The organism is Limnothrix sp. PR1529, assembly GCF_002742025.1.
Taxonomy (GTDB): domain Bacteria; phylum Cyanobacteriota; class Cyanobacteriia; order CACIAM-69d; family CACIAM-69d; genus CACIAM-69d.
Genome location: NZ_LIRO01000114.1, coordinates 342 through 20,362, shown reverse-complemented (window position 1 = coordinate 20,362; position 20,021 = coordinate 342). Strand labels below are relative to the sequence as shown.

General features: G+C 53.2%; 11 protein-coding genes. 2 read left to right on the top strand and 9 right to left on the bottom strand.

Annotated features, from left to right (window positions below; all coding sequences use genetic code 11):
• Positions 1 to 53: 53 nt before the first annotated feature.
• The gene (gene thrS / locus AMR42_RS15585; protein ID WP_099534578.1) at positions 54 to 1,892 is read right to left on the bottom strand and encodes a threonine--tRNA ligase; all 1,839 of its coding nucleotides are present in this window, start codon (positions 1,890 to 1,892) and stop codon (positions 54 to 56) included.
• A 192-nt stretch (positions 1,893 to 2,084) separates the two neighbouring features.
• Complete coding sequence (locus AMR42_RS15580; protein ID WP_099534577.1) at positions 2,085 to 3,938, bottom strand: diguanylate cyclase; 1,854 nt, start codon at positions 3,936 to 3,938, stop codon at positions 2,085 to 2,087.
• A gap of 976 nt (positions 3,939 to 4,914) precedes the next feature.
• On the opposite strand from AMR42_RS15580, the gene plsX reads away from it, so the two are divergent.
• Positions 4,915 to 5,952 carry a phosphate acyltransferase PlsX gene (plsX, locus tag AMR42_RS15565; RefSeq protein ID WP_099534574.1) on the top strand — a complete coding sequence of 346 codons (1,038 nt, stop codon included), beginning with the start codon at positions 4,915 to 4,917 and terminating at the stop codon, positions 5,950 to 5,952.
• Positions 5,952 to 6,974, top strand: coding sequence for a beta-ketoacyl-ACP synthase III (locus AMR42_RS15560; protein WP_099534573.1), 1,023 nt, complete (start codon positions 5,952 to 5,954; stop codon positions 6,972 to 6,974). The genes plsX and AMR42_RS15560 overlap by 1 nt, the downstream gene beginning before the upstream one ends.
• A gap of 41 nt (positions 6,975 to 7,015) precedes the next feature.
• Here the strand turns inward: AMR42_RS15560 and AMR42_RS15555 are convergent, their stop codons facing one another.
• The 7 genes from AMR42_RS15555 to AMR42_RS15525 all read right to left on the bottom strand — a co-directional run bounded on the left by AMR42_RS15555 (position 7,016) and on the right by AMR42_RS15525 (position 19,656).
• Complete coding sequence (locus AMR42_RS15555; RefSeq protein WP_099534572.1) at positions 7,016 to 12,427, bottom strand: ATP-binding sensor histidine kinase; 5,412 nt, start codon at positions 12,425 to 12,427, stop codon at positions 7,016 to 7,018.
• A 272-nt stretch (positions 12,428 to 12,699) separates the two neighbouring features.
• A complete protein-coding gene (locus tag AMR42_RS15550; RefSeq protein WP_199858211.1) occupies positions 12,700 to 13,557 on the bottom strand; it encodes a GNAT family N-acetyltransferase in 858 nt (285 codons plus the stop codon).
• Between the two features lie 61 nt (positions 13,558 to 13,618).
• On the bottom strand, positions 13,619 to 15,028 hold the full coding sequence (locus AMR42_RS15545; protein ID WP_099534571.1) for a trypsin-like serine protease: 1,410 nt from the start codon (positions 15,026 to 15,028) through the stop codon (positions 13,619 to 13,621).
• 208 nt (positions 15,029 to 15,236) lie between these two features.
• Positions 15,237 to 16,685: an IctB family putative bicarbonate transporter gene (locus tag AMR42_RS15540; protein WP_099534570.1), complete on the bottom strand. Its 1,449-nt coding sequence runs from the start codon at positions 16,683 to 16,685 to the stop codon at positions 15,237 to 15,239.
• A gap of 196 nt (positions 16,686 to 16,881) precedes the next feature.
• The gene (locus AMR42_RS15535) at positions 16,882 to 17,613 is read right to left on the bottom strand and encodes a GUN4 domain-containing protein (RefSeq protein WP_099534569.1); all 732 of its coding nucleotides are present in this window, start codon (positions 17,611 to 17,613) and stop codon (positions 16,882 to 16,884) included.
• Between the two features lie 331 nt (positions 17,614 to 17,944).
• Entirely contained in the window at positions 17,945 to 18,610 is a 666-nt protein-coding gene (locus tag AMR42_RS15530; protein WP_099534568.1) for a riboflavin synthase, read from the bottom strand.
• 224 nt (positions 18,611 to 18,834) lie between these two features.
• Entirely contained in the window at positions 18,835 to 19,656 is an 822-nt protein-coding gene (locus tag AMR42_RS15525; protein WP_099534567.1) for a sterol desaturase family protein, read from the bottom strand.
• Positions 19,657 to 20,021 lie beyond the last annotated feature (365 nt).

Genomic DNA, 20,021 nt, shown 5'->3' with positions numbered 1-20,021 from the left:
CCGTTTCCACCTCCCTAGGCTAGAGCTTTTCTGGGCTGGCGCTGCCCTGAACTCTAAAAATTGGTGCGATCGCGGTTGGCGGCCGTGGCCCGTTCGATCGTGGTGGCCACCGTCACCGATCCCAAATCGCCGTCGGCGCGGGTACGGAGGCTGAGGCTGTTGGTTTCCAGCTCTTTTTCGCCGACCACGGCCATCACGGGAATTTTCTCCTTTTCGGCGTTGCGGACGATTTTGCCCAGCCGATCGCCCGAACCATCCACCGTGGCCCGAATGCCCGCCAGTTGCAGTTGCTCCACGACGCGATCGGCGTAGTCGCGGAAATTGTCACCCACGGGCAACAGCCGAATTTGCTCGGGAGCCAGCCAGAAGGGGAAATCTCCGGCGTATTCTTCGATCAAGATGCCCACCAGCCGCTCGATCGAACCGAACGGGGCCCGGTGGATCATCACCGGCCGCTGACGGCTGCCATCGGCGGCGACGTATTCCAGATCAAACCGCTCCGGCAGGTTGTAATCCACCTGCACTGTCCCCAGTTGCCACTCGCGCTCTAGGGCATCCTGGAAAATGAAGTCCAGCTTGGGCCCGTAGAAGGCCGCCTCGCCGGGAGCCTCAAAGGAATCCATCCCCAGGGTTTGCACGGCCGATCGAATCGCGTTTTCAGCCTTATTCCAGGCCTCATCGGAGCCGATGTACTTGTCGGAGTCGGGATCGCGGAAGCTGAGACGCGCTTTGAAATTCTTCAGTTGCAGCGCCCTGAACACCGTCAGGATCAGATCCACCACCTTCAGAAATTCCGCATCCAACTGCTCAGGCGCAACAAACAGGTGGGAGTCATCCACCGTGAAGCCGCGCACCCGCGTGAGGCCGCCCAACTCGCCGGACTGCTCGTAGCGATAGACCGTGCCGAATTCCGCCAGGCGCATCGGCAGCTCCCGGTACGATCGCAACTGGCTCTTAAAGATTTGGATGTGGAAGGGGCAGTTCATCGGCTTCAGCACAAAGCCTAACTCGGCGGCCGCCTCTTCCGGCGACTCGGCCATCATCGGGAACATGTCTTCCTTGTACTTTTGCCAGTGGCCGGAGGTTTTGAACAAATCCACGCGGGCAATGTGGGGCGTGACCACGGGCAAATAGCCGCGTTTGACCTGTTCGCCCTTCAGGAAGTCCTCCAGGATCGATCGCAGCATCGTGCCCTTGGGAGTCCAGAGGGGCAAGCCGGGGCCCACGGGATCCGCAAAGATAAACAGCCCCAGATCTTTGCCCAGTTTGCGGTGATCGCGCTTCAGGGCTTCTTCCTTGCGGCGTTTATATTCGGTCAGTTGCTCGGGGGTTTCCCAGGCCGTGCCATAGATCCGCTGGAGTTGGGCCTTGGTGGCATCGCCGCGCCAATAGGCTCCGGCCACGGTTTCCAGTTCGATCGCCTTGGGGTTAATTTCCGAGGTGTTTTCCAGGTGGGGCCCGGCGCAGAGATCCCACCACTGATCGCCCAGGTGATAGAGGGTGATCGGCTCGGTTTTGATGTCGTCGAGAATTTCCAGCTTGTAGGGTTCCCCGATCGCCTCAATCCGGCGCTTAGCTTCCTCGCGGGACACCTCTTCGCGAATCACCGGCAGCTTTTTGTTGATGATTTTGATCATCTCTTTTTTGATCGCCTTCAACGCTTCTTCACTGAAGGGTTCGGGGCTATCAAAATCGTAGTAAAAGCCGTTTTCGATCCAGGGGCCGATCGTCACTTGAGCCTTGGGAAACAAGCGCTGCACCGCCATGGCCATCACGTGGGAAGTGGTGTGGCGAATTTTTTTCAGCGTTTCCGATTCGCTGGTTTTCGGCAGGGTGATTTTATCAACCTGGTCGGCGGCGGGCAGGGGACGATCGGGCAATTGCTGAACCATACCAACGAAACTCAACAACAGTAGAAAGCGACGGTCGATCGCGCATCGTGGCTACTCTAACGCTAATTGACGACATGGCCCGACTTTTGGTTCGCGAACCGCCGCTTGGGGCCTTCTATCTTAGCGAGGCCGGCGATCGGGTAGCGTTTCGGGACAGGACGCTCAGGGGCACAATCAGGGCAAATGGGCAATTTAGGCGCGATCGCTGTCGGGCAAGCTATAGGGCACAATCCCGTTACCCTTGCCTGATCGGGCCCGATAAAGGGCCACGTCTGCCCGGTGCAATAACTCAGCCGCCGTGCGGCCATGGTCTGGGAAACTGGCAATCCCGATCGCCACGCCAATTCCTTGGGGCGCAAACTCCAGCAGGGACGCATCCAGCGACGACAACAGTTGGCGCAACCGCTCCGCTCGGCGACAGGCTTCCTCAATCTCCGTGTTGGGCAACAACAGCACCAAGTCATATTTGCCGTAGCGCCCCAGGGCTTCCAACTCAGAAATATGGTTGCGCAACCGCATCACCACCCGTTGCAACAAATATCGGCTGGTATCTTGGCCCGAAAGGCGCTCCGCCACAGCCAACCCATCCAGGGCGATCGCCAACAAACTCAAGGGTTGCTGGGCACGAGCCATACTTAACAAGTCGCGCTGAAGCCGCTGCTCCAAATATTGCCGATTAAACAGTTGCGCATCCTCATCTTGAAGCGTCACCAGGTTATGTTTTTGGCGCGATTGCATATCAGACAAGGCCAAGCCCAAGTGCTCCGCCACGGCCGTGGCCATGGGTTGGTATTCGGAAATCAGGCGCTGATTGGGCTGGGTGCAAAGGTGCAACAGGCCCAAGGTTTGCCCCCGCCCCACCAAAGGCATACAGAGAGATTCGCCAATGAACCCCTCAAAGGCGTGCTGACAGCGCAGGTTTTGCGGCCCCGATTCCACTCGGTGCGATCGCCCACGCCGCAGGGCCCAGCAATGGCGAAAGGCAAAGGTCGATTGGCTGGAGAAACTATCGCCCCACTGGCTGATCAGGGAAAATACGCCCTTGCTGTCGTCGTATAAAAACACCCCTCCACTACAGCGGGGAAACAAAGCCATCAACACACTGGGCAAGGCGCGGCCCGCCTCAGCGATGCTCAGGCAAGTTTGCAGCAGACCGCTGAGATCGCCCAGCAGTTTCAACTCCTGGTTACGGCGCTCTAGGGTATCAATCCAAGCCTTGAGCTGAACATTGGCTTCGGCCAGGGCCCGCTCGGCCCGTTTGCGATCGCTGATATCACGCGCCACCCAAATCACGCTGCTGTGGGAGGTAGGGGCAATGTTGGCAATAAACCAAGCCTCCTGTTCTCCCAGCCGCAGGGAATATTCCAAAGACAGGGAACGTTGTTGCCGAATGGCTTCCCGCGCAGCGGCCAACCAAGGGCCCGATCGGGTGGAATCCGTCAGAATTTCCACCATCTGATTAATTAGCTCACCCCCATGATTCGACACCTGGGCCAACTGGGTGGGCATCACCCGCACATGGGCCTGCTCCGTTGACAGTTCCAGCACCAGATCCGGCAGGGCTTCCAACATGCCCCGCATTTCGGCATAGGCAGTCATTAACTGCTGCTCGGCCAGGTCACGGTGATCGGCCTGTTGTTGCAGGCGCAAAATCAATTCTTGGGAGACGACCATCAGCGGCAATACCCCGAGGGGCCGCAGTCCCCCATCCACCACGGGCAAAATATCGAGGCCTTGGCGGGTAAACAGATCCAACAGGGTTCGGAGGCCCTCAATGGTGCCAATCCATTGCCCCAAGTCCTTGAGCAAGATTGGTTGGACGGCCTGGGCAATGGTTCCCAGCAGCCGCGTGGGCTGAGTGGCCAGGGCCCGCAAGAGATCCCGAGGCAAGACCACGCCCTTAAGCTGATTGCTTTCGAGAACCAGCAAACAACTCGATCGGGCAGCACTATCGGGCAGAGCCATCCAGCGCCGTGCCGCTTCCGCCACCGATCCAGACGCTGAGCCTGTGGCAAAGGTTCGTTGAACAGCCGCTTCAATTTCCATGCATCCTGGCCACCGACAGGCTCAGACAGTAGATTGCGCAAGATATTTGAGCATTGGGGTTGCGGATTTCATTGCGGATCTCCATTAATGTCATCGATCGCCTGATCTCCATGCAGATGGCTCTAGGTCAATCGATTTCATTGAGTTTGATCGCCTTGATCGCCGTCGATTTGATCACCCTTCGATCACCTTGCCCCACCCTCGATCGCCCCAATTTTCCCGATCGCCCTCACCCAATCACTGGATTTAATGGATTGGCGCAGTAGCGATCAGTTAACGTGATCGGTCTGATCAGTCTCATCAATGGGTACTGATCAAGGGGACTGTGAATCTCAAATTGATTGTGATCGATGATGGGTCAATCAGTCGTTGATCTGAGTCCCGATCGATTCCCCCAGTGCATCACGCATGATCGGTCATGAAATCACTCATGCAGTTGATGGCGAGCCATCTTCCCTTGATCGATCACAGGGGATCACCGGAGATGCAACCAGTTTCATCAAGGGCGATCGCCCCATTACCCCTCGGCTGTGGCTCGATCGGCATTGATTAAACGGATGGATGAAGACAATCGATCTTAGAACCGCAAATCGTAGACCGCAAATCTAGGCCGCAAGCGCCGGCAGCCGATCCCGAACCACAAGCAACCGGCCACAGGGCTGTGCTCATCTAACCTTGCTGTGTTCAGTGCTGTGCTCAATGTTTGGCGGCCAACAACCCCAAGTCAACCCAAGTCAACCCAAGCTCAATCGATGATCGGCCCCGAACTTAACTCTAACTTAGGGCCGGAGTCTCGGTTGCATCGGCTCACGGGGTTCACCATTCCCCAGCAGCCACCGGCCGCTCTCCCCAAAAGCCGCCAAACCCAATTGCCAAGCCCAGCGATTCGGCCTAATTGCCAAACCCAGTTGCCAAACGACAGCCATTTGCACCCTGTCTGGTAAAATTTGGGAGACTTCTACCGTGTTCGGCTTCTATGGGGTCAACTGGGGATCGAATCGCAATTGACGCAATGGGCGGCGACTATGCCCCCGAAGAAATCGTCGCCGGAGCCGTGCGCGCCAGCGAAGAACTGGGGGTTAAGGTTCTGCTAGTCGGTGATCCCCACAAAATCGAGGCTTGCCTGAAAGAGCACAATGCTGGTTCAAACCTCGAAATTGTGCCCGCCGATGGTGTGGTGGAGATGGACGAAGAGCCATTAACCGCCCTGCGCCGCAAACCCAATTCTTCCATCAATGTGGCCACGAATCTGGTCAAGGAAGGCCGAGCCGATGCTGTGGTTTCGGCGGGGCACTCGGGCGCGTCTATGGCGGCGGCACTGCTGCGGTTGGGACGAATTCCGGGCATTGAACGCCCCGCGATCGGGGCCGTGTTGCCAACCCAGGTCAATGGCAAGCAAGTTTTGATCTTGGATGTGGGGGCCAACGTGGACTGTCGCCCCAAATTCCTAGAGCAATTTGCCGTGATGGGTTCCATCTACAGCCAACATGTTTTGGGGGTGGAACGGCCCAACGTGGGCTTGGTCAACATTGGCGAAGAGGAATGTAAGGGCAATGAACTGGCCCTGCGGGCCCATCAGTTGCTGTCGGAAAATCCCGCCATTCACTTTGCGGGCAATGCCGAGGGGCGCGATATCCTCTCAGGCCAGTTCGATGTGGCTGTTTGTGATGGCTTTGTGGGCAATGTGCTGCTGAAATTTGCGGAAGCGGTGGGCAGCGCGATGCTTCAGGTGGTGAAGGAAGAACTACCCAAGGGCACACGCGGCAAAATTGGGGTCACGGTGTTGAAGCACAACCTGAAGCGCATTAAGCAACGGGTCGATCATGCGGAGCATGGGGGCGGTTTGTTGCTGGGCGTGAACGGGGTTTGCATTATTGGCCATGGCAGCTCGCGGGCCCCTTCAGCCTTTGGGGCCATCCGCCTCGCCAAGGCGGCTGTGGAATCTCGTGTGATTGAGCGAATCCAAGCCCAGTATCAACAAAGCGTGCAGCAGGCTGTTGCTTCGGAGAATTAATGCAAACGCGATCGCCCTTTGGAATCGCCCTCATTGGCAGCGGTTCAGCTTTGCCGGATGGAATTTTAGACAACCTCGCCCTAGAGCAGTTGGTTGAAACCTCCGACGAGTGGATTGCCACGCGGACGGGAATCCGTCAACGGCGTTTGGCGCAACCGCAGGAGTCCCTTACGCCGTTGGCCGCAAAGGCTGCTCAGCGGGCGTTGGCGATGGCGGATCTCCAGGCGGCTGATTTGGATTTGATTCTGCTGGCCACCTCCACGCCCGATGATTTGTTCGGGAGTGCTGGGGCGATCCAAGGGGCGATCGGGGCGAGCCACGCGGTGGCGATGGATTTGACGGCGGCTTGCTCGGGGTTTGCGTTTGGCTTGGTGACGGCGGCTCAGTTTTTGCGATCAGGTGTTTATCGCAATGTGCTGCTGATTGGGGCCGATGTGCTCTCGCGCTGGGTGAACTGGAACGATCGGGGCACTTGCATCCTGTTTGGCGACGGGGCAGGGGCTGTGGTGTTACAGGCGATCGATTTGCAGGAGCAACCCGCCGCTAGCGATGCTCTGCTGGGGTTTGAGCTACGCAGCGATGGCTCCATGAACCATGTCTTGAACCTGGCGGGAGAGACGATCGAGCAGCCCCTCAAAAACGGAACCGTGGTGGGTCAAGGCAATTTTCAGCCGATCACTATGAACGGTCAGGAAGTCTATCGTTTTGCCGTTAAGCGAGTTCCCGAGGCGATCGAGAAGGCCTTGCATCGGGCGGAACGGTCGATCGAGCAAGTAGATTGGCTGCTGTTGCACCAAGCGAATCAACGAATCATCGATGCGGTGGCCGATCGCCTTGGGTTGCCCCACGAAAAAACCATCAGCAACTTAGAGCGCTACGGCAACACATCCGCCGCCTCCATCCCGATCGCCCTGGACGAAGCGGTTCGTGACGGACGAATTCAGCCCGGTCAAACCTTGGCCCTGGCTGGGTTTGGGGCTGGTCTGTCCTGGGGCGCGGTCATTGTCCGTTGGGGCCGCTGACCGCCACAGCCCAACCGACTCACAGCCTTAATCTCACAGCCTTAATCTCCACGAATTGGCAAGCTGATCAGAAATTCTGCACCTTGGCCAATCTCGGATCGCACCTCCAAGCTCCCCCCGTGTTTATCCACAACAATTTGGCGGGCGATCGCTAATCCCAACCCCGTTCCCTTGCCCACGGCTTTTGTCGTGAAGGCATGGTCAAAAATATTCGATCGCACCGCTTCGCTCATCCCTTTCCCATTATCCCGAATAGCAATTTGCACCTGTTGATCCACAACTTGGGTACAGATTGTAATTTGTTGCGGATGGGCAACCCAATGCTCAAAGGGTGACCCCTGGGCCAACTCATCAAACATATCGATCGCGTTGGCCAGCAAATTCATAAACACCTGGTTCAGTTGCCCCGGAAAGCAATCGATCGGGGGCACATTGCCATAGTCTTGAATCACTTGAATTGCTGGGCGATACTCATTCGCCTTCAGTCGATATTTCAAAATTAGCAACGTACTATCAATCCCTTCGTGAAGATGAGCCTGAATCCTATATTGGGTATCTGCCCTTGAGAAGGTTCGCAAGCTATTACTAATTCCCTTGATGCGATCGGTTGCTAACTGCATAGACTTCAAGAGCGTCGGCAAATCTTCACTTAAAAAGTCTAGTTCGATCGCTTCCGCATGGCTTTCAATAGCCGATTCAGGATCCGGGTAATATTGCCGATAAAGCGATAGATGGCTTAGCAAATCTCCAATGGAATCCTGAAGATTTTGGATACTGCCATTTAAAAAGCCGATCGGGTTATTAATTTCATGGGCCACACCCGCTACCAAATTGCCCAACGAGGCCATTTTTTCGCTTTGCACCACCTGTAATTGGGACTGCTCAAGCTGGTGGGCATAGGTTTGGGCTTGCTGATATAGGCGTGAATTTTCCAGAGAAATCGCAGCCTGGGCACAGAGAAAGTTCAAGACCAGTAGGCGATCGTTCGTAAAAACATTGGCCACCGCGCTATTTTCTAAATATAAAATCGCCACCAACTGCGATTGGTTCAAAATTGGCAGACACAACACACTTTTAGGGGCAGCCTGAATCAAATATTGATCTGTGATGGGCAGGCTGGTTTGTCCGTGATTAATCACCACTGTTGTCTCAGTGTTCTTCACATACTGCACCAACTGCACTGGCAAAACAGGGCAAGTTTCCAAAGATTCTGTGCAGACTTTCACTGATTCTGGCTGGGCGATCGCCCGCACCTGCCAATCACCTTCGCCACCGACAACCACCAGCGCACAGCGATCGCCACCCGAACATTGCAAAACAATTTGTGTTAGTTGCCGCAACAAATCATCTAACTGAATCGTACCGGCCAAGGTCTGAGAAGCACGAATGACCGCCGCCAAATCCAACATTTCATTCACGTCGGAAGCAGAAGAACTGGGCGTACCACTAACCTGGCCTGAAGAATTGTGAATTGCAGATGTGCGGAGTGCCGGCGGAATTGTAGCCGCTGCCAGCGTTTCTAAGGGATTAAAAACTGGCGCAGGCGATCGCAAAATTGGACTCAACAACTGTGGATAGCGTCGCTCCAAATCCGCAGTTTTGGCCTTCGCACCCCAACGCGCATAGCCATAGTAAGCCTCTTGCATATAACCGGCGGCCACCTTTTCTTTACCCCATTGGAGGTAGAACTTTGCTGCCAGCTCATTGGCCAGAGCTTCCTCATGGGAAAACCCACTTTTTTTAGCATCAGCGATCGCACAGTCATAGGTCTCGATCGCTTCAGTTTTATGCCCCAACACTCGATTAACCTCAGCCGCCACCAATTGCCAACGATGGGCTTGATTCTCTGGCGCATCCGTCGCCCATTGTTTGAGGCGATCTTGGGCCCCTTGCACTGACTCCCAAATTTTGACCTGTTCGGACGAGGTTGCCAAGGAGTGCTGCTGAAGCTCGATCAGCGCTTGGTAAAACACCCAAGTAGACATTGAAAAGAAGCCAATTCCTGCATCCTGATACTCTTGAACCCTTGGAATTAACGCTATAGCTGCTTCATGTTCTTCAAATAGGTAGTAAAGAAAGATTTGATGCAAATAGCCACTGAACAGAGAGGCTCGATCATTCCCCACCTTGAGGGAGGGAACCAATTGCTCCAGATCAAAAACATCGCCCTGCAAACGATAGGGAACAGTCGATCTACCCAGAAGATTCAGCACCGCTTGTAGATAAGACTGATGGGCACGCAAGGCTGCTTGCTGCTTCACTTGCTCAATCACAACTTCATGGCTCAGCAGTTCCTCCGCTAAGCCCAGCAGCTCTCGCCCACTCCAATATTGATGATTAGAATAGGTAAATAAATTCAGCGCTACACATTCCCAATCGCCACTTTCCAAGCCACTGCGGCAGCCTTCCAACAAAGCTGGAGTTACCTCTTGTAGCGGCTCGCACCAGTGACGAGCAAAGGTATTCACAACCAGATAAACTCGGCTTTTAAACGCATTAGCTTGCAATTTTTCCAGAAGTGCCAGCGAAAGCTGCGCAAATTGATATCCTGCCGGAATATCATTCATGATTCCGCAAAGAACCATTCCATAGTCTGCATAGGAAACCACAGAAACCGCACAGTTTCCGTGATGAATTGAAAGGTTGATTTGTTTAAAAATCAGGAGTGGCAATAGAGCTGGAGCTGCCATACATGCAGAGTGCGACAAGTTTGTCAAAATCTGCATAGCGGCTAAGAGTTTTGGATCTTTCATCGGTGGCAAATCCAGCAAACTCAACGGATCTTGCGCTTCCCAGGCCTGGCGCGATCGCTCATAAGCTGCATCAATTTCTGCGGGTGTTGGCTGCAAGGGGAATTCAATCCCCAGTTGTTGCAAAACCTCTAACCCTAAATCAATCACTTGCGCAAATTCACTCTGTGCCTGCAAAATCAGCATTCGGGTTTCATAGACTTTAATTTGATCCAACACCGAAGTGCTGTGCTGCAAAATCACTTCGCCCCAAGTTTTTAGCTGTTCAAACTCCGTGTTGAAGTAGGCCGCTTCTAGGCGTTGTTGGTGTAGCTCAAGAGTCAGATCATACTCTTGCTGCCAAGCATCATTCGGTAACAAATCAATGCCCTGATTCAAATAATCCAAGGCGGCCCCATAGGCTGCCGAAGCAATTGCTTTGCGACCTGCTTGTAAATTCAAACCAACCAACCCACGCCGCTCAAAATCATCAGTAATTAAATGACGACCCAAATTGAGGTGATTAACGATTTCAAAAATTCGATCCTCTTGATCACTGTGGGTAAAGTGCTGAACCAACAGCCGACCAATTCGGTAATGGAGGGCCGGTCGCTCCGTCTCCACAATTAATGAATAGGCCGCTTGCTGAATGCGATCGTGTAGAAATCGATAGGTTGGGTTCAAGTCATAGGGGCGATCGCCCTGGGCAGTCGCTGCCGCTTGAAAGAGCTTATAAGCCTGATTCACGGGCACAATCATCCCTTCCTGAAGCGATCGCCACAGTGTGGCGGCCGCTTCCATCAAAGACTGCTCTGCAATCACTGCCAATGTTTCTAGATCAAACTGATTACCAATACAGGCCGCCAATTGCAAGCCTTGCTGAGTTGCAGGGGGTAGTTTTTGCAGTTGCGCCGCCATAAACTCCACCACATCATCAGCCAAAGCGAGGACATTAATTTGTGCTAGGTCACATTCCCAATGGCAGTGATTAGCATTAAAGGTGATGTAACCCTCTTCATGCAGTGTCTTCAAGAATTGTGTTGTAAAAAAGGGATTTCCCTGTGTTTTTTGATGGATCAGTTTTGTCAGTGGCAGTGCCAAATCAGGCAAACAATGAAAGGTGTCAGCAATTAAATGGTTTAAATTTTGAATAGTCAGCGGTTGAAGCGTAATTGTATTAACTGTTGCTTGAGATTTTTGTAACTCTTGCAGAGTCAAGATTAATGGATGAGCCACTGAAACTTCATTGTCTCGATAGGCTCCCAGTATCAATAAATATCCTTGATCTTCCATCAAGACTTTTAGCACTTGCAAGGAGGCTGGATCTGCCCATTGCAAGTCATCGAGAAAAATCACGAGTGGATGTTCAGTGGTCGTAAAAACCTGGATAAATTTTTGAAATAGCAACTTGAATCGATTTTGAGCAGCCGTTCCCGACAACTCTGGTGCAGGTGGCTGTGAGCCAATGATGCGTTCTAGTCCTGGAATCACTTCCAGCAAAACCTGCGCTTGGTTACCCAATGCTTCCAGGATTCTTGATTTCCAATCTTGCAATTTTTGGTCAGATTCCGAGAGCAACTGCCCGATCAGGCTTTGAAACGCTTGGACAAAGGCTGACAGGGGAATATTGCGATTGAATTGATCAAATTTTCCTTTAATAAAGTATCCCTTTTGGCGCGTAATGGGTTTGTGAATTTCATTGATGACGGCTGTTTTGCCAATTCCAGAAAACCCTGCAACCAGCATCAACTCAGTTTTGCCTGATTGAACTCGCTCAAACGCATCGAGCAGAGTTTTTACTTCTGATTCGCGACCATAGAGCTTTTCAGGAATTAAGAAGTGATCACTGAGATCCCTAGTACCCAACTCAAAATCTGAAATCGCCTCTTGCGCTTGTAATTGATCTAGGCAAATTTGCAAATCGTGGCCCAGTCCGCGAGCACTCTGGTAGCGATCTTCAGCATTTTTAGCCATCAGTTTCAGCACAATCGCAGAAACCACGGGCGGAATTTCTGAATTCAGAGCTGAAGGGGCGATCGGCTGTCTTGCCAAGTGGCAATGCACCAACTCCATGGGATCAGTGGTGGGGAATGGAAGTTGGCCAGTCAGCAGCTCATACAAACTCACACCCAAAGCATAAAAATCGCTGCGGTAGTCAATCCCGCGATTCATCCGCCCCGTTTGTTCAGGAGCCAAATAAGCCAACGTGCCTTCCAAGCTAGTGGGACTCTGAAGATATTGGGCTTCCCGGGGCAACAGGGAAGCAATACTAAAGTCAGTTAATTTAATTTTTCCCGAGGAGGGATGAATCAAAATATTGGCCGGCTTAATATCTTTGTGAATGACTTTTTGTTGATGCAAGTAATCCAAAATCACGGACAATTGCAGAGCGATAGACAGAACTTCATGTAAAGACAATGGCTGATTTTGAGCATATTCACGAAGAGAAATCCCTCCGAAATCCTCCATGATTAATGCATAACTATTTTCATAGGCGGCCAGAGCATAGGAGCGGACGAGTCCTGGCATGTCCAAGGCTTGGGAAATCGTGTATTGATTCCGAAATTGCAATAATTCCTCAAAACTGGGATAAGTTGATCGCAGAATTTTAATCACAACAGGCTGTTGTGACGGTAACTGCATTCCGCGATAAACAGCAGTTCGAGAACCTTGGTAAATTTCTTCAATGAATTGATAACCCGATAGTTGACAATTTGCCAGCATTAGAGTAGACCCAGGAAAAGACGCAGAAATAGACAAGGAAACACTTTGAGATTTTTTCAACTATTTTTAAAATTTCAGTATATTAGTCATACATCTTGGTCTAATAAGATACAGAGACTTCTATAGCAAAATAGTTTTTCGCGTATTTTACTATTTTATAATCTTGAGGGACGCAATAGTTTTGGTGCGGCGATCTCCGTCAAAATTGGTGACCGTCCTAGATCTGGTCAGTCAGGCAGCTATGCTTTGATGCTCCATGATGATACCCAGGGTTATCCCAGCTCAAAACTGGTAATGCCAAATATCTGACCCAAAGGCAGCTCCGGCGAGCACCCTCGGTACATTCGGGCAGTTTCAAAAGCTGGTTTCATTTTGTATTTCTGGGTCAGTTCGATCGCCTGCGGATTAGGTTCAGGGACATCTAAATAGAAGGTTGATCCTAATGGAATAGTGGCCATCAAGGCTTGGATAAGCGCATCAGCCAGATCAGGGGTTTCAGCATTGAGTGGGCCGATTTTGTAGCCGGTGTGGCACGCACGAATTACGCCATAGGCACAGAGCCGATCGCCCTGCAAAATTCCCATGGACTGAGCGTCAGGCTGATCAATCCAAGCCCGTAAAAATTGCTCGCGTTGCTCAGGAAAAAAGCGACGATCGCACTGTTTCAGTTGCTCAAAGGGGATGGCGGATAGCGGCACAAGGTCGGGGTGGAGTTGGTCAGCGCGATCGCTGATGCCCGCAAAGCGAATATTGCGATGGGCAAAGGTAAATCCTGATTTTTGATAATTCTCTTGTTGGGCAACCACGCCATCTAAGCCGATTGTTCGGCCTTCAAGGATCTCGATGGCACGCTGCCAAATTTGGATGCCATAGCCTTGATGCCGAGCGTCTGGGTGGACGATGTAAAACCCGATGAAGCCAAAGGAATGGCCGTATTTGACAGCGGAAATGGTGGCAATCGGTTGGCGATCCAGCTTGCCCACCAAAAATCCCTGGGGATCTGCTGCATAGAAACAGTCCGCGTCCTGTAGCCCAGGATTCCAACCCTCTGCCCTCGCCCAATCGATCGCGATCGATAGTTCCTCGCGAGCCATGACAGCAATTTGGTAGTCCTGGGATGGAAACGACATGGGGTAATTCCTCAAGAACGGTCAAGCAAGCGGGCACTGCCCTCCGTTCTAGCAAGCGACGTTACCCGATCGCCTCAAAACGGCCGGCTAACTGACTGGGATCGGTGTTGTTGACAAATCCCAACACAACGCCTGCACCACGAATAAATGTCCCTGGCGTGTTGCGCAAATTGCCCAATTCCAAGGCGATCGCACTGGCCGTTAAGCCTCCCGCGAGGCCAATCACATCTTCCGCGCTGAAGTCGGTGATGATGTCGGCCAGGGCGGGGTTACTGTCGGCGGTGGTGGGATTGAGAATGAATCGATCGACCCCAGCTCCACCCGTCAGCAAATCCACTCCTCGATCGCCACTCAGCCAATCATTCCCATCGCCGCCGATCAGCGTGTCATCGCCTTGACCACCGAAGAGGCTGTCGTTGCCCGCTTCCCCAAACAACAGGTCATTGCCCAGGTTGCCATACAGATCATCATCCCCATCACCGCCTTCGAGGCGATCGTCATCGCGACCACCGGAGAGAAAATCATTCCCACCACGACCGGAAAGGGTGTCGTTGCCTTGGTTTCCGGACAGGGTGTCGGGGCGATTGGTGCCGATCAACAGATCGCTGCTGGAAAGAGTCCGCGCGATCGTGCTGTCAATCCAACTGGCAAAGGCTGAAAGCCGGGTCGCCGCAAAAATTTCGCCGTAGCTGGTGTCGTTTGCGCCGGTCACGTCGGCTCCCGTGGCCCGGGGCACAGCGCCATAGGACACCACCCCGGCCACGCGGTTGCCAAGAAACAAAGGCCCCCCGGAGTCGCCACTGCTGGATCCCACTTCAGTGCTGCCAGTGCCCCGATCGCGCAGGCCAAAATCACGCCCTAGGCCATCATTGCGATCAGTTCCATTGTCAAAGTCATAGATCAACTGGGTTCCCGGCAACACGGCCACATTTGACTGGCGGTTTAAAACATCCCCTAGCCCATCAATGCGGTTGGTTCCTAACCGGCGAATGGCGGGAAAATCACCCACTAGTTCCCCAACGCTGCCCGTGCCCGGCTGACCATAGCCCACCAGGGTCGCCACCTGCCCCACTTCATCGCCGTTGCGGTAAATATCGTAGCGATCGGCCCCATCGGGAGCCGAAGAAGCAAGCCACAGAATCGCCACATCATTGTTGGAATCTGGATCAGAGCTGTCCCAGTTGGGGTGGACAAAAATTTGCTGCACCCGCACTGACTGTCGCCCCTCGGGCACATCGAAATACACCTGATAGCTGTTGTCGCTCACCAGGCGATCGGCCACACAGTGAGCCGCCGTCACCACATGCTGGCCCGACAACAGCAGCGAACCGGTGCAGTCCACTTGGCCACCCGTGCCATAGCCCACAACCCCATCAAATCCCTGACCTGTGGAGGACAAAAACCGCACATCGTTCGCCTCATTGGAAGCAACGGCAATGCGCGAACGGCGATCGAGCGATTCAAGGGTCATAACTATCCGTTAACCGAATTCATCAACAGGCCACTGCGGGATTCGACTCCGATCGGCTCGATCGGGTTTCCCAAACCAGCAATCTGCCCCCGCTGGCTGCAAAATTCTCCAGCGCTTGACTAATCGCCTGATGGTTTCGCTGGGTTGATTCGATTCGGTGAACTCGGTTAAGGCAGTGAATTGGGCTGTTGAATCATCAACGGGCGGCTTAACTCTCTTCGCTGGCCAAGTTTGGGCGATCGGGGGTTGCCGCTGAAGCGATGGTCGGTGGTTGATAGAACCCCGCCACCAGGGCCAACATTAACCAGAAAAGCGTGCTGACCTGGGGGCGATACCAAACCGTATCCACCAAACCATGGGCCAACATACCGGCCATGGTGGCCAAGGCCGCCAGCAACCAGTAGCCCTGGCTGGCTTGCAGTTGTCGCAGTCGATTGAGGGCTCGTCCCCCTTGATACGCCGTCATGCCCAACAGCCAAACAAAGCAGGTGAAACCAATCACACCCGTTTCCACCAACACTTCCAAAACCACGGAATAGGCACTGAGGGCACTGAACTTCGGCTTTTGGTAACGCGGATAGACGCGGTTAAAGGCCACATTACCGGGGCCAATGCCTAACCAAGGGCGGTCTTGGATCATCTGCAAAACCGCTTGCCAAACGTTAATGCGGAAGTTGTTGCTGCTGTCGCCCCGGCCCGCAAAGATGCTGAAGACCCGATCGCGCAAAGGTTCCAAAGCCGCCACCGCCAACACCATCAGGGTTGTGCCACCGCCCAGCAGGGCCGGCATCGCCCAGCGTCGCCAAAAGGGAGTGAACCGCACAGACCACCAATAGAGCAGCAAAATTCCCAGCACTGCCAACTCCACCACCATCCCAATCCAACCACCTCGGCTAAAGGTGAGCACCAAGCAGGTTCCATTCAACCCCAACAGCACCACGCCTAAGATTTTTTGGATCCAGCCTTTCCAGGCCAAGATCGCTGCCACACTCAGGGGAACCGAGGCTTCTAGGTAACCGGCTAGCAGATTGGGATTGCCCAAATAGCTGTAGACCCGGGTTGTTTTGCTGAGGGGTGATTCTGGATCAACCCAGGTGGCCAGGGCATCGGCTCCAAAGATCCATTGCCGCAAACCATAGACGCTGGTGGCTAAGGCGGCCAGCAGGTAGACGGTGGTGATGATGGCGCGGCCCCGTTCCAGCCGGGTGACCCGTGCCAGAACGCAGAAGAAGACCAGGTACAAAATCAACTTAGTCCAGCCCACGAAAGCGGCAGCCTGGACGGGCGAAAAGGCCACGGCCACGGTGGCGATCGCCCCATAAAGCAACACCAACAGGTGAATGGGGGTGAACAAGCCGGGCTGATCGCCAGCTTCCGCAGCGGCAACGGGGCGATCGGTCACCGTTAGCAACACCCAAAAAGCGCCGGCCGCCAACAGCAACAGCCCCAGCAAATCCGTTTCGACAAAGGGAGCCAAGCCAAAAACCGTGGCCGCCAACAGGGCCAGCAGGGTTTCGCCCCAATGCAGCAGCCAGCTACTTTGTCGCCAAGCGCTGAGGGCCCCAATCCAACGACCCAGCCAGCTTGTTTGTCGCCACTGGGTTAAGGCGACTCCAGAGAGGGTGAGGGTTTGCCCGATCGTGTCCCAATGGGTCATGAGAGGAGGTGACGGCGATGCCTGTGTGGAAAACAGCACATTTAGCCTAGGTCGATCGGGGCCCAATGGCTAGCGATCGCGCCGCTGGCGGTTTTTCCAAATTGGCTCAACGATTCGCACAACCCTTTGCGTGACTACCAGCACCACTACCAGCATCACTACCAGCGCAACCCCTAGCGCAACCCTTGGCTCACTCCTAAGACCAAGCCGGATGGCGCATCAGGGCATTCATCACCCGCACGCCCCGCAGTTGATTGGTGGTGGGCAAATGGCCTCGGGGCGCTGCCAAACTCCAGTTAAATTCACCGGGCCAGCGTGTCCAGTGGTTACCCTGTTTCCAGTTAATTTTGGGCCAGAATTTTTCCCAATCTTGCCCCACACCCAACCAAATTTCGCGCTGAATCGAAAAGCCAAATTTCCCTTCGGAATAGGTGCGCCACAGGCCATCAATCACTTGCAGATCGAGGGCGGGGAAGCGATCGACCTCGGTGAAGTACAGCCATTTGCGCTTGACGGCTTCGGGGCCCGCCAGCTCGCACAGTTTTTGGATGGTGATTCGATCGGCCTGATCAAAATCTTCCTCAAGCAACGCCGTTTGAATGGGTTGGTAGTCCACGGTGCATTCCCCGGGCAACTCCACCACCCCATCGGGATAGTAGCCTTCGAGGAAGTTGCGAGCCTGGGGCAAGTCGGCCCGGTTCAATAGTTGGCAGATGCGACCCAGCAGCGGATCGATCGTGTCAATGGCCAAGGGCTGGGGCGATCGATCTTTGGCAAAGTCGATCAGCAAGGCCACGCCATCATCCAGGGCCGCTAACGCCGGAAGGGCGGCCAATTGCTTTTTCAGGTTGCCGCTGTTGAGCGCGGTGGCCAGGGAGTCGAGGGCGGTAGACGGATCAATGACGGCGGACGCAGGGGAATCGCTCATGCCAACCTAGGAAGAACCAGCGTTTTCAAGAAATGGTTGTTAAAGGAAAATTGGCCGGAAATGGCGCATCAGAGACTACGGCGCAAACCCCAAAACCACGAGCGGATTGATCGGTTTGCCCAGGCTTCGAGATTGCAAATCATGATTACCAATCGTTGAGCGCTGCTCAGGGATTGGCTTGATCTTGCTGCTTAAGCTTCGGGAGCTTTCGGGAGCTTCGGGATCTATGGTACTGGGTTTCGCGGCCCTTGCCCGATCGCCCCGGCATTCCTCAGCAGCGCCTCTATGGGCCCCTGCATGGGACTGGTTCGGGCCACGAGCGATCGGGCTTCTAAAGATAGCCATGCTCCGCTAAAAAGTCGGGGGTGATGGCATAGCTCTCCCCCGCGCCGCCGTTCAGGGGGCCCGCTCCCGATCGCAGGAGTTTTTCAACATATTTCCCCAACACGTCCCCTTCCAGGTTGACGGCGGCCCCAGGCTGCAAGTCCTGCAAGGTGGTGTGGGCGTAGGTGTGGGGGATGGCGGCCACCTTGAACCAGCGGCCATCATCTGAGCAATCAGCGATCGTCAGGCTGATGCCATCGATCGCGATGCTGCCCTTTTGAACGATGTAGCGTGCGACCCGATCGCTCGCCTGAAAACTCAGTTCCCAGGAGGTGGCCGTGGCGATCGCCGATTCAAACCAGCCGGGCCCGTCCACATGCCCCGTCACGAAGTGGCCGCCAATTTTGCTGCCCACCCGCAACGAAGGTTCCAAGTTCACGCGCTGCACTTGCCCCAGGGTGGTGCGATCGATGGTTTCCGGGGACACAGCCGCCACAAACCCATCGGGCAACAGGGTTTCCACCGTCAAGCACACCCCATTCACCGCCACGCTATCACCCAGTTCCAAACCGGGGACAATCGCCCCGATCGTCTCGGGTTCGCAGGTAATTACCACCCGATCGTTCCCCAGTCGTTCCAGGGTTCCCAGTCCTTGCACCAATCCTGTAAACACTGCTGAGTCCTAATACCTGATGCCGTTAAAAGCTACTGATCAAAACTGCCGACCAAAGCCGCTGATCAAAACCACCGAATCAAAACCACCAAATCAAAACCATTGAGAACAAGGACAAGTCGTCGGTCATGCGTCAACCGAATGGGGAACTGATAGGCTCATAGACTAAACTTCCCGCCATGGAATTCCCCCTCTGTAGCCCTAAATCCTTCTGGTCTCAGAATTTAGTGGTGATCGCTAGATGCCAGATAATTTGCTGGAAAAATGGGCCGTAGCTGTTTTTTGGTCGGTCTTAATGTGTTGAATACACGATCCCAAAAATCTTGAATACCATAATTCCCATTAAAACAGGTGTGGTGGAGATCATGAAAATCCGATGAAATAAAGAAAATCGATAATGAGCTATGTCCTTCTAAATTGTAGATATTGCCGACGATGACCCATGCACAGACTTGAGTAATATCATACCCAAATATAAAAATAGGCAAAAGATCCGTAAGGGTTGTAATCAGGTATTCAGGAAAACTCTTATATCCAGCAACGAAGCTGGAAGAGTCACGAAATTCATGATGTTTAAGGTGAATTTTTATAAAAGCTTGTCTATGAAGCAGCCAGTGTGCAATATAAAAGCAAAGATCTGCAACAATAATTCTTGCCAAAAACCATGTGATGTTAAGGAGTAAGCTATTCCCTCTGTGAACCTCCGGAGCCAAGTATAGAATTACAAATGCTGCTGCCAAAGACCTAAGTTCACCCAAAACAATTCCTTTGACTGTAAAAGCAGGAAATGTCTGTTTTTTGACTTTGACCACTCTTGCGGTTAGTTTTTTCGCCAGAAAATCATTGCTTTTAATATTTTTTTCAATCAGAAAGCCAACACCATAAAATGAAATAGAGCCAACTGCCCAATAGAGAAAAACTTGATTAATAAATGAAATCTGAGAATTTTCCAGAAAGTAGAAGAATACTTGCTGAATGAGCGTACAGGCAATTGCCACTTTGATATAGAACTCAATACCAGGAGCAAAGTTAAGAAGTTTTTGCATTGATTTTTCTAAACAATTCATTTCGATAAGAATTTATCATTTTGTAGAGTGTTGACGGTCTTTTTTACTATATCTGAAACCGGCAATTGCGATTTGCCCCAGGTGAAGGATGGTGTGATTTCCCAGCCAGCGATTTCAGTAGCACGGCATCTTGATTGGTTGAGTTTTGGGTGATCAAGGTGATCAAGGAGTTGGCATAATCAGCGCTCAAGACCGGAGTAAGTGATTCATTGCTTTAAGGAACTTAGGCAAGATTTTGCTTGGAATTGTTCGATTATCGAGCGGGTGATTTTTTCATCGTCTGCGCGATCAAGCCGTTGCAGCACCTCCATCACAATCGATAATTCTAAACCGGGCAACACTTG

Coding starts and splice junctions, on each gene's coding strand:
- thrS (WP_099534578.1), bottom strand. CDS start 1,892: ATGGTTCAGCAATTGCCCGATCGTCCCCTGCCCGCCGCCGACCAGGTT.
- AMR42_RS15580 (WP_099534577.1), bottom strand. CDS start 3,938: ATGGAAATTGAAGCGGCTGTTCAACGAACCTTTGCCACAGGCTCAGCG.
- plsX (WP_099534574.1), top strand. CDS start 4,915: ATGGGGTCAACTGGGGATCGAATCGCAATTGACGCAATGGGCGGCGAC.
- AMR42_RS15560 (WP_099534573.1), top strand. CDS start 5,952: ATGCAAACGCGATCGCCCTTTGGAATCGCCCTCATTGGCAGCGGTTCA.
- AMR42_RS15555 (WP_099534572.1), bottom strand. CDS start 12,427: ATGCTGGCAAATTGTCAACTATCGGGTTATCAATTCATTGAAGAAATT.
- AMR42_RS15550 (WP_199858211.1), bottom strand. CDS start 13,557: ATGTCGTTTCCATCCCAGGACTACCAAATTGCTGTCATGGCTCGCGAG.
- AMR42_RS15545 (WP_099534571.1), bottom strand. CDS start 15,028: ATGACCCTTGAATCGCTCGATCGCCGTTCGCGCATTGCCGTTGCTTCC.
- AMR42_RS15540 (WP_099534570.1), bottom strand. CDS start 16,685: ATGACCCATTGGGACACGATCGGGCAAACCCTCACCCTCTCTGGAGTC.
- AMR42_RS15535 (WP_099534569.1), bottom strand. CDS start 17,613: ATGAGCGATTCCCCTGCGTCCGCCGTCATTGATCCGTCTACCGCCCTC.
- AMR42_RS15525 (WP_099534567.1), bottom strand. CDS start 19,656: ATGCAAAAACTTCTTAACTTTGCTCCTGGTATTGAGTTCTATATCAAA.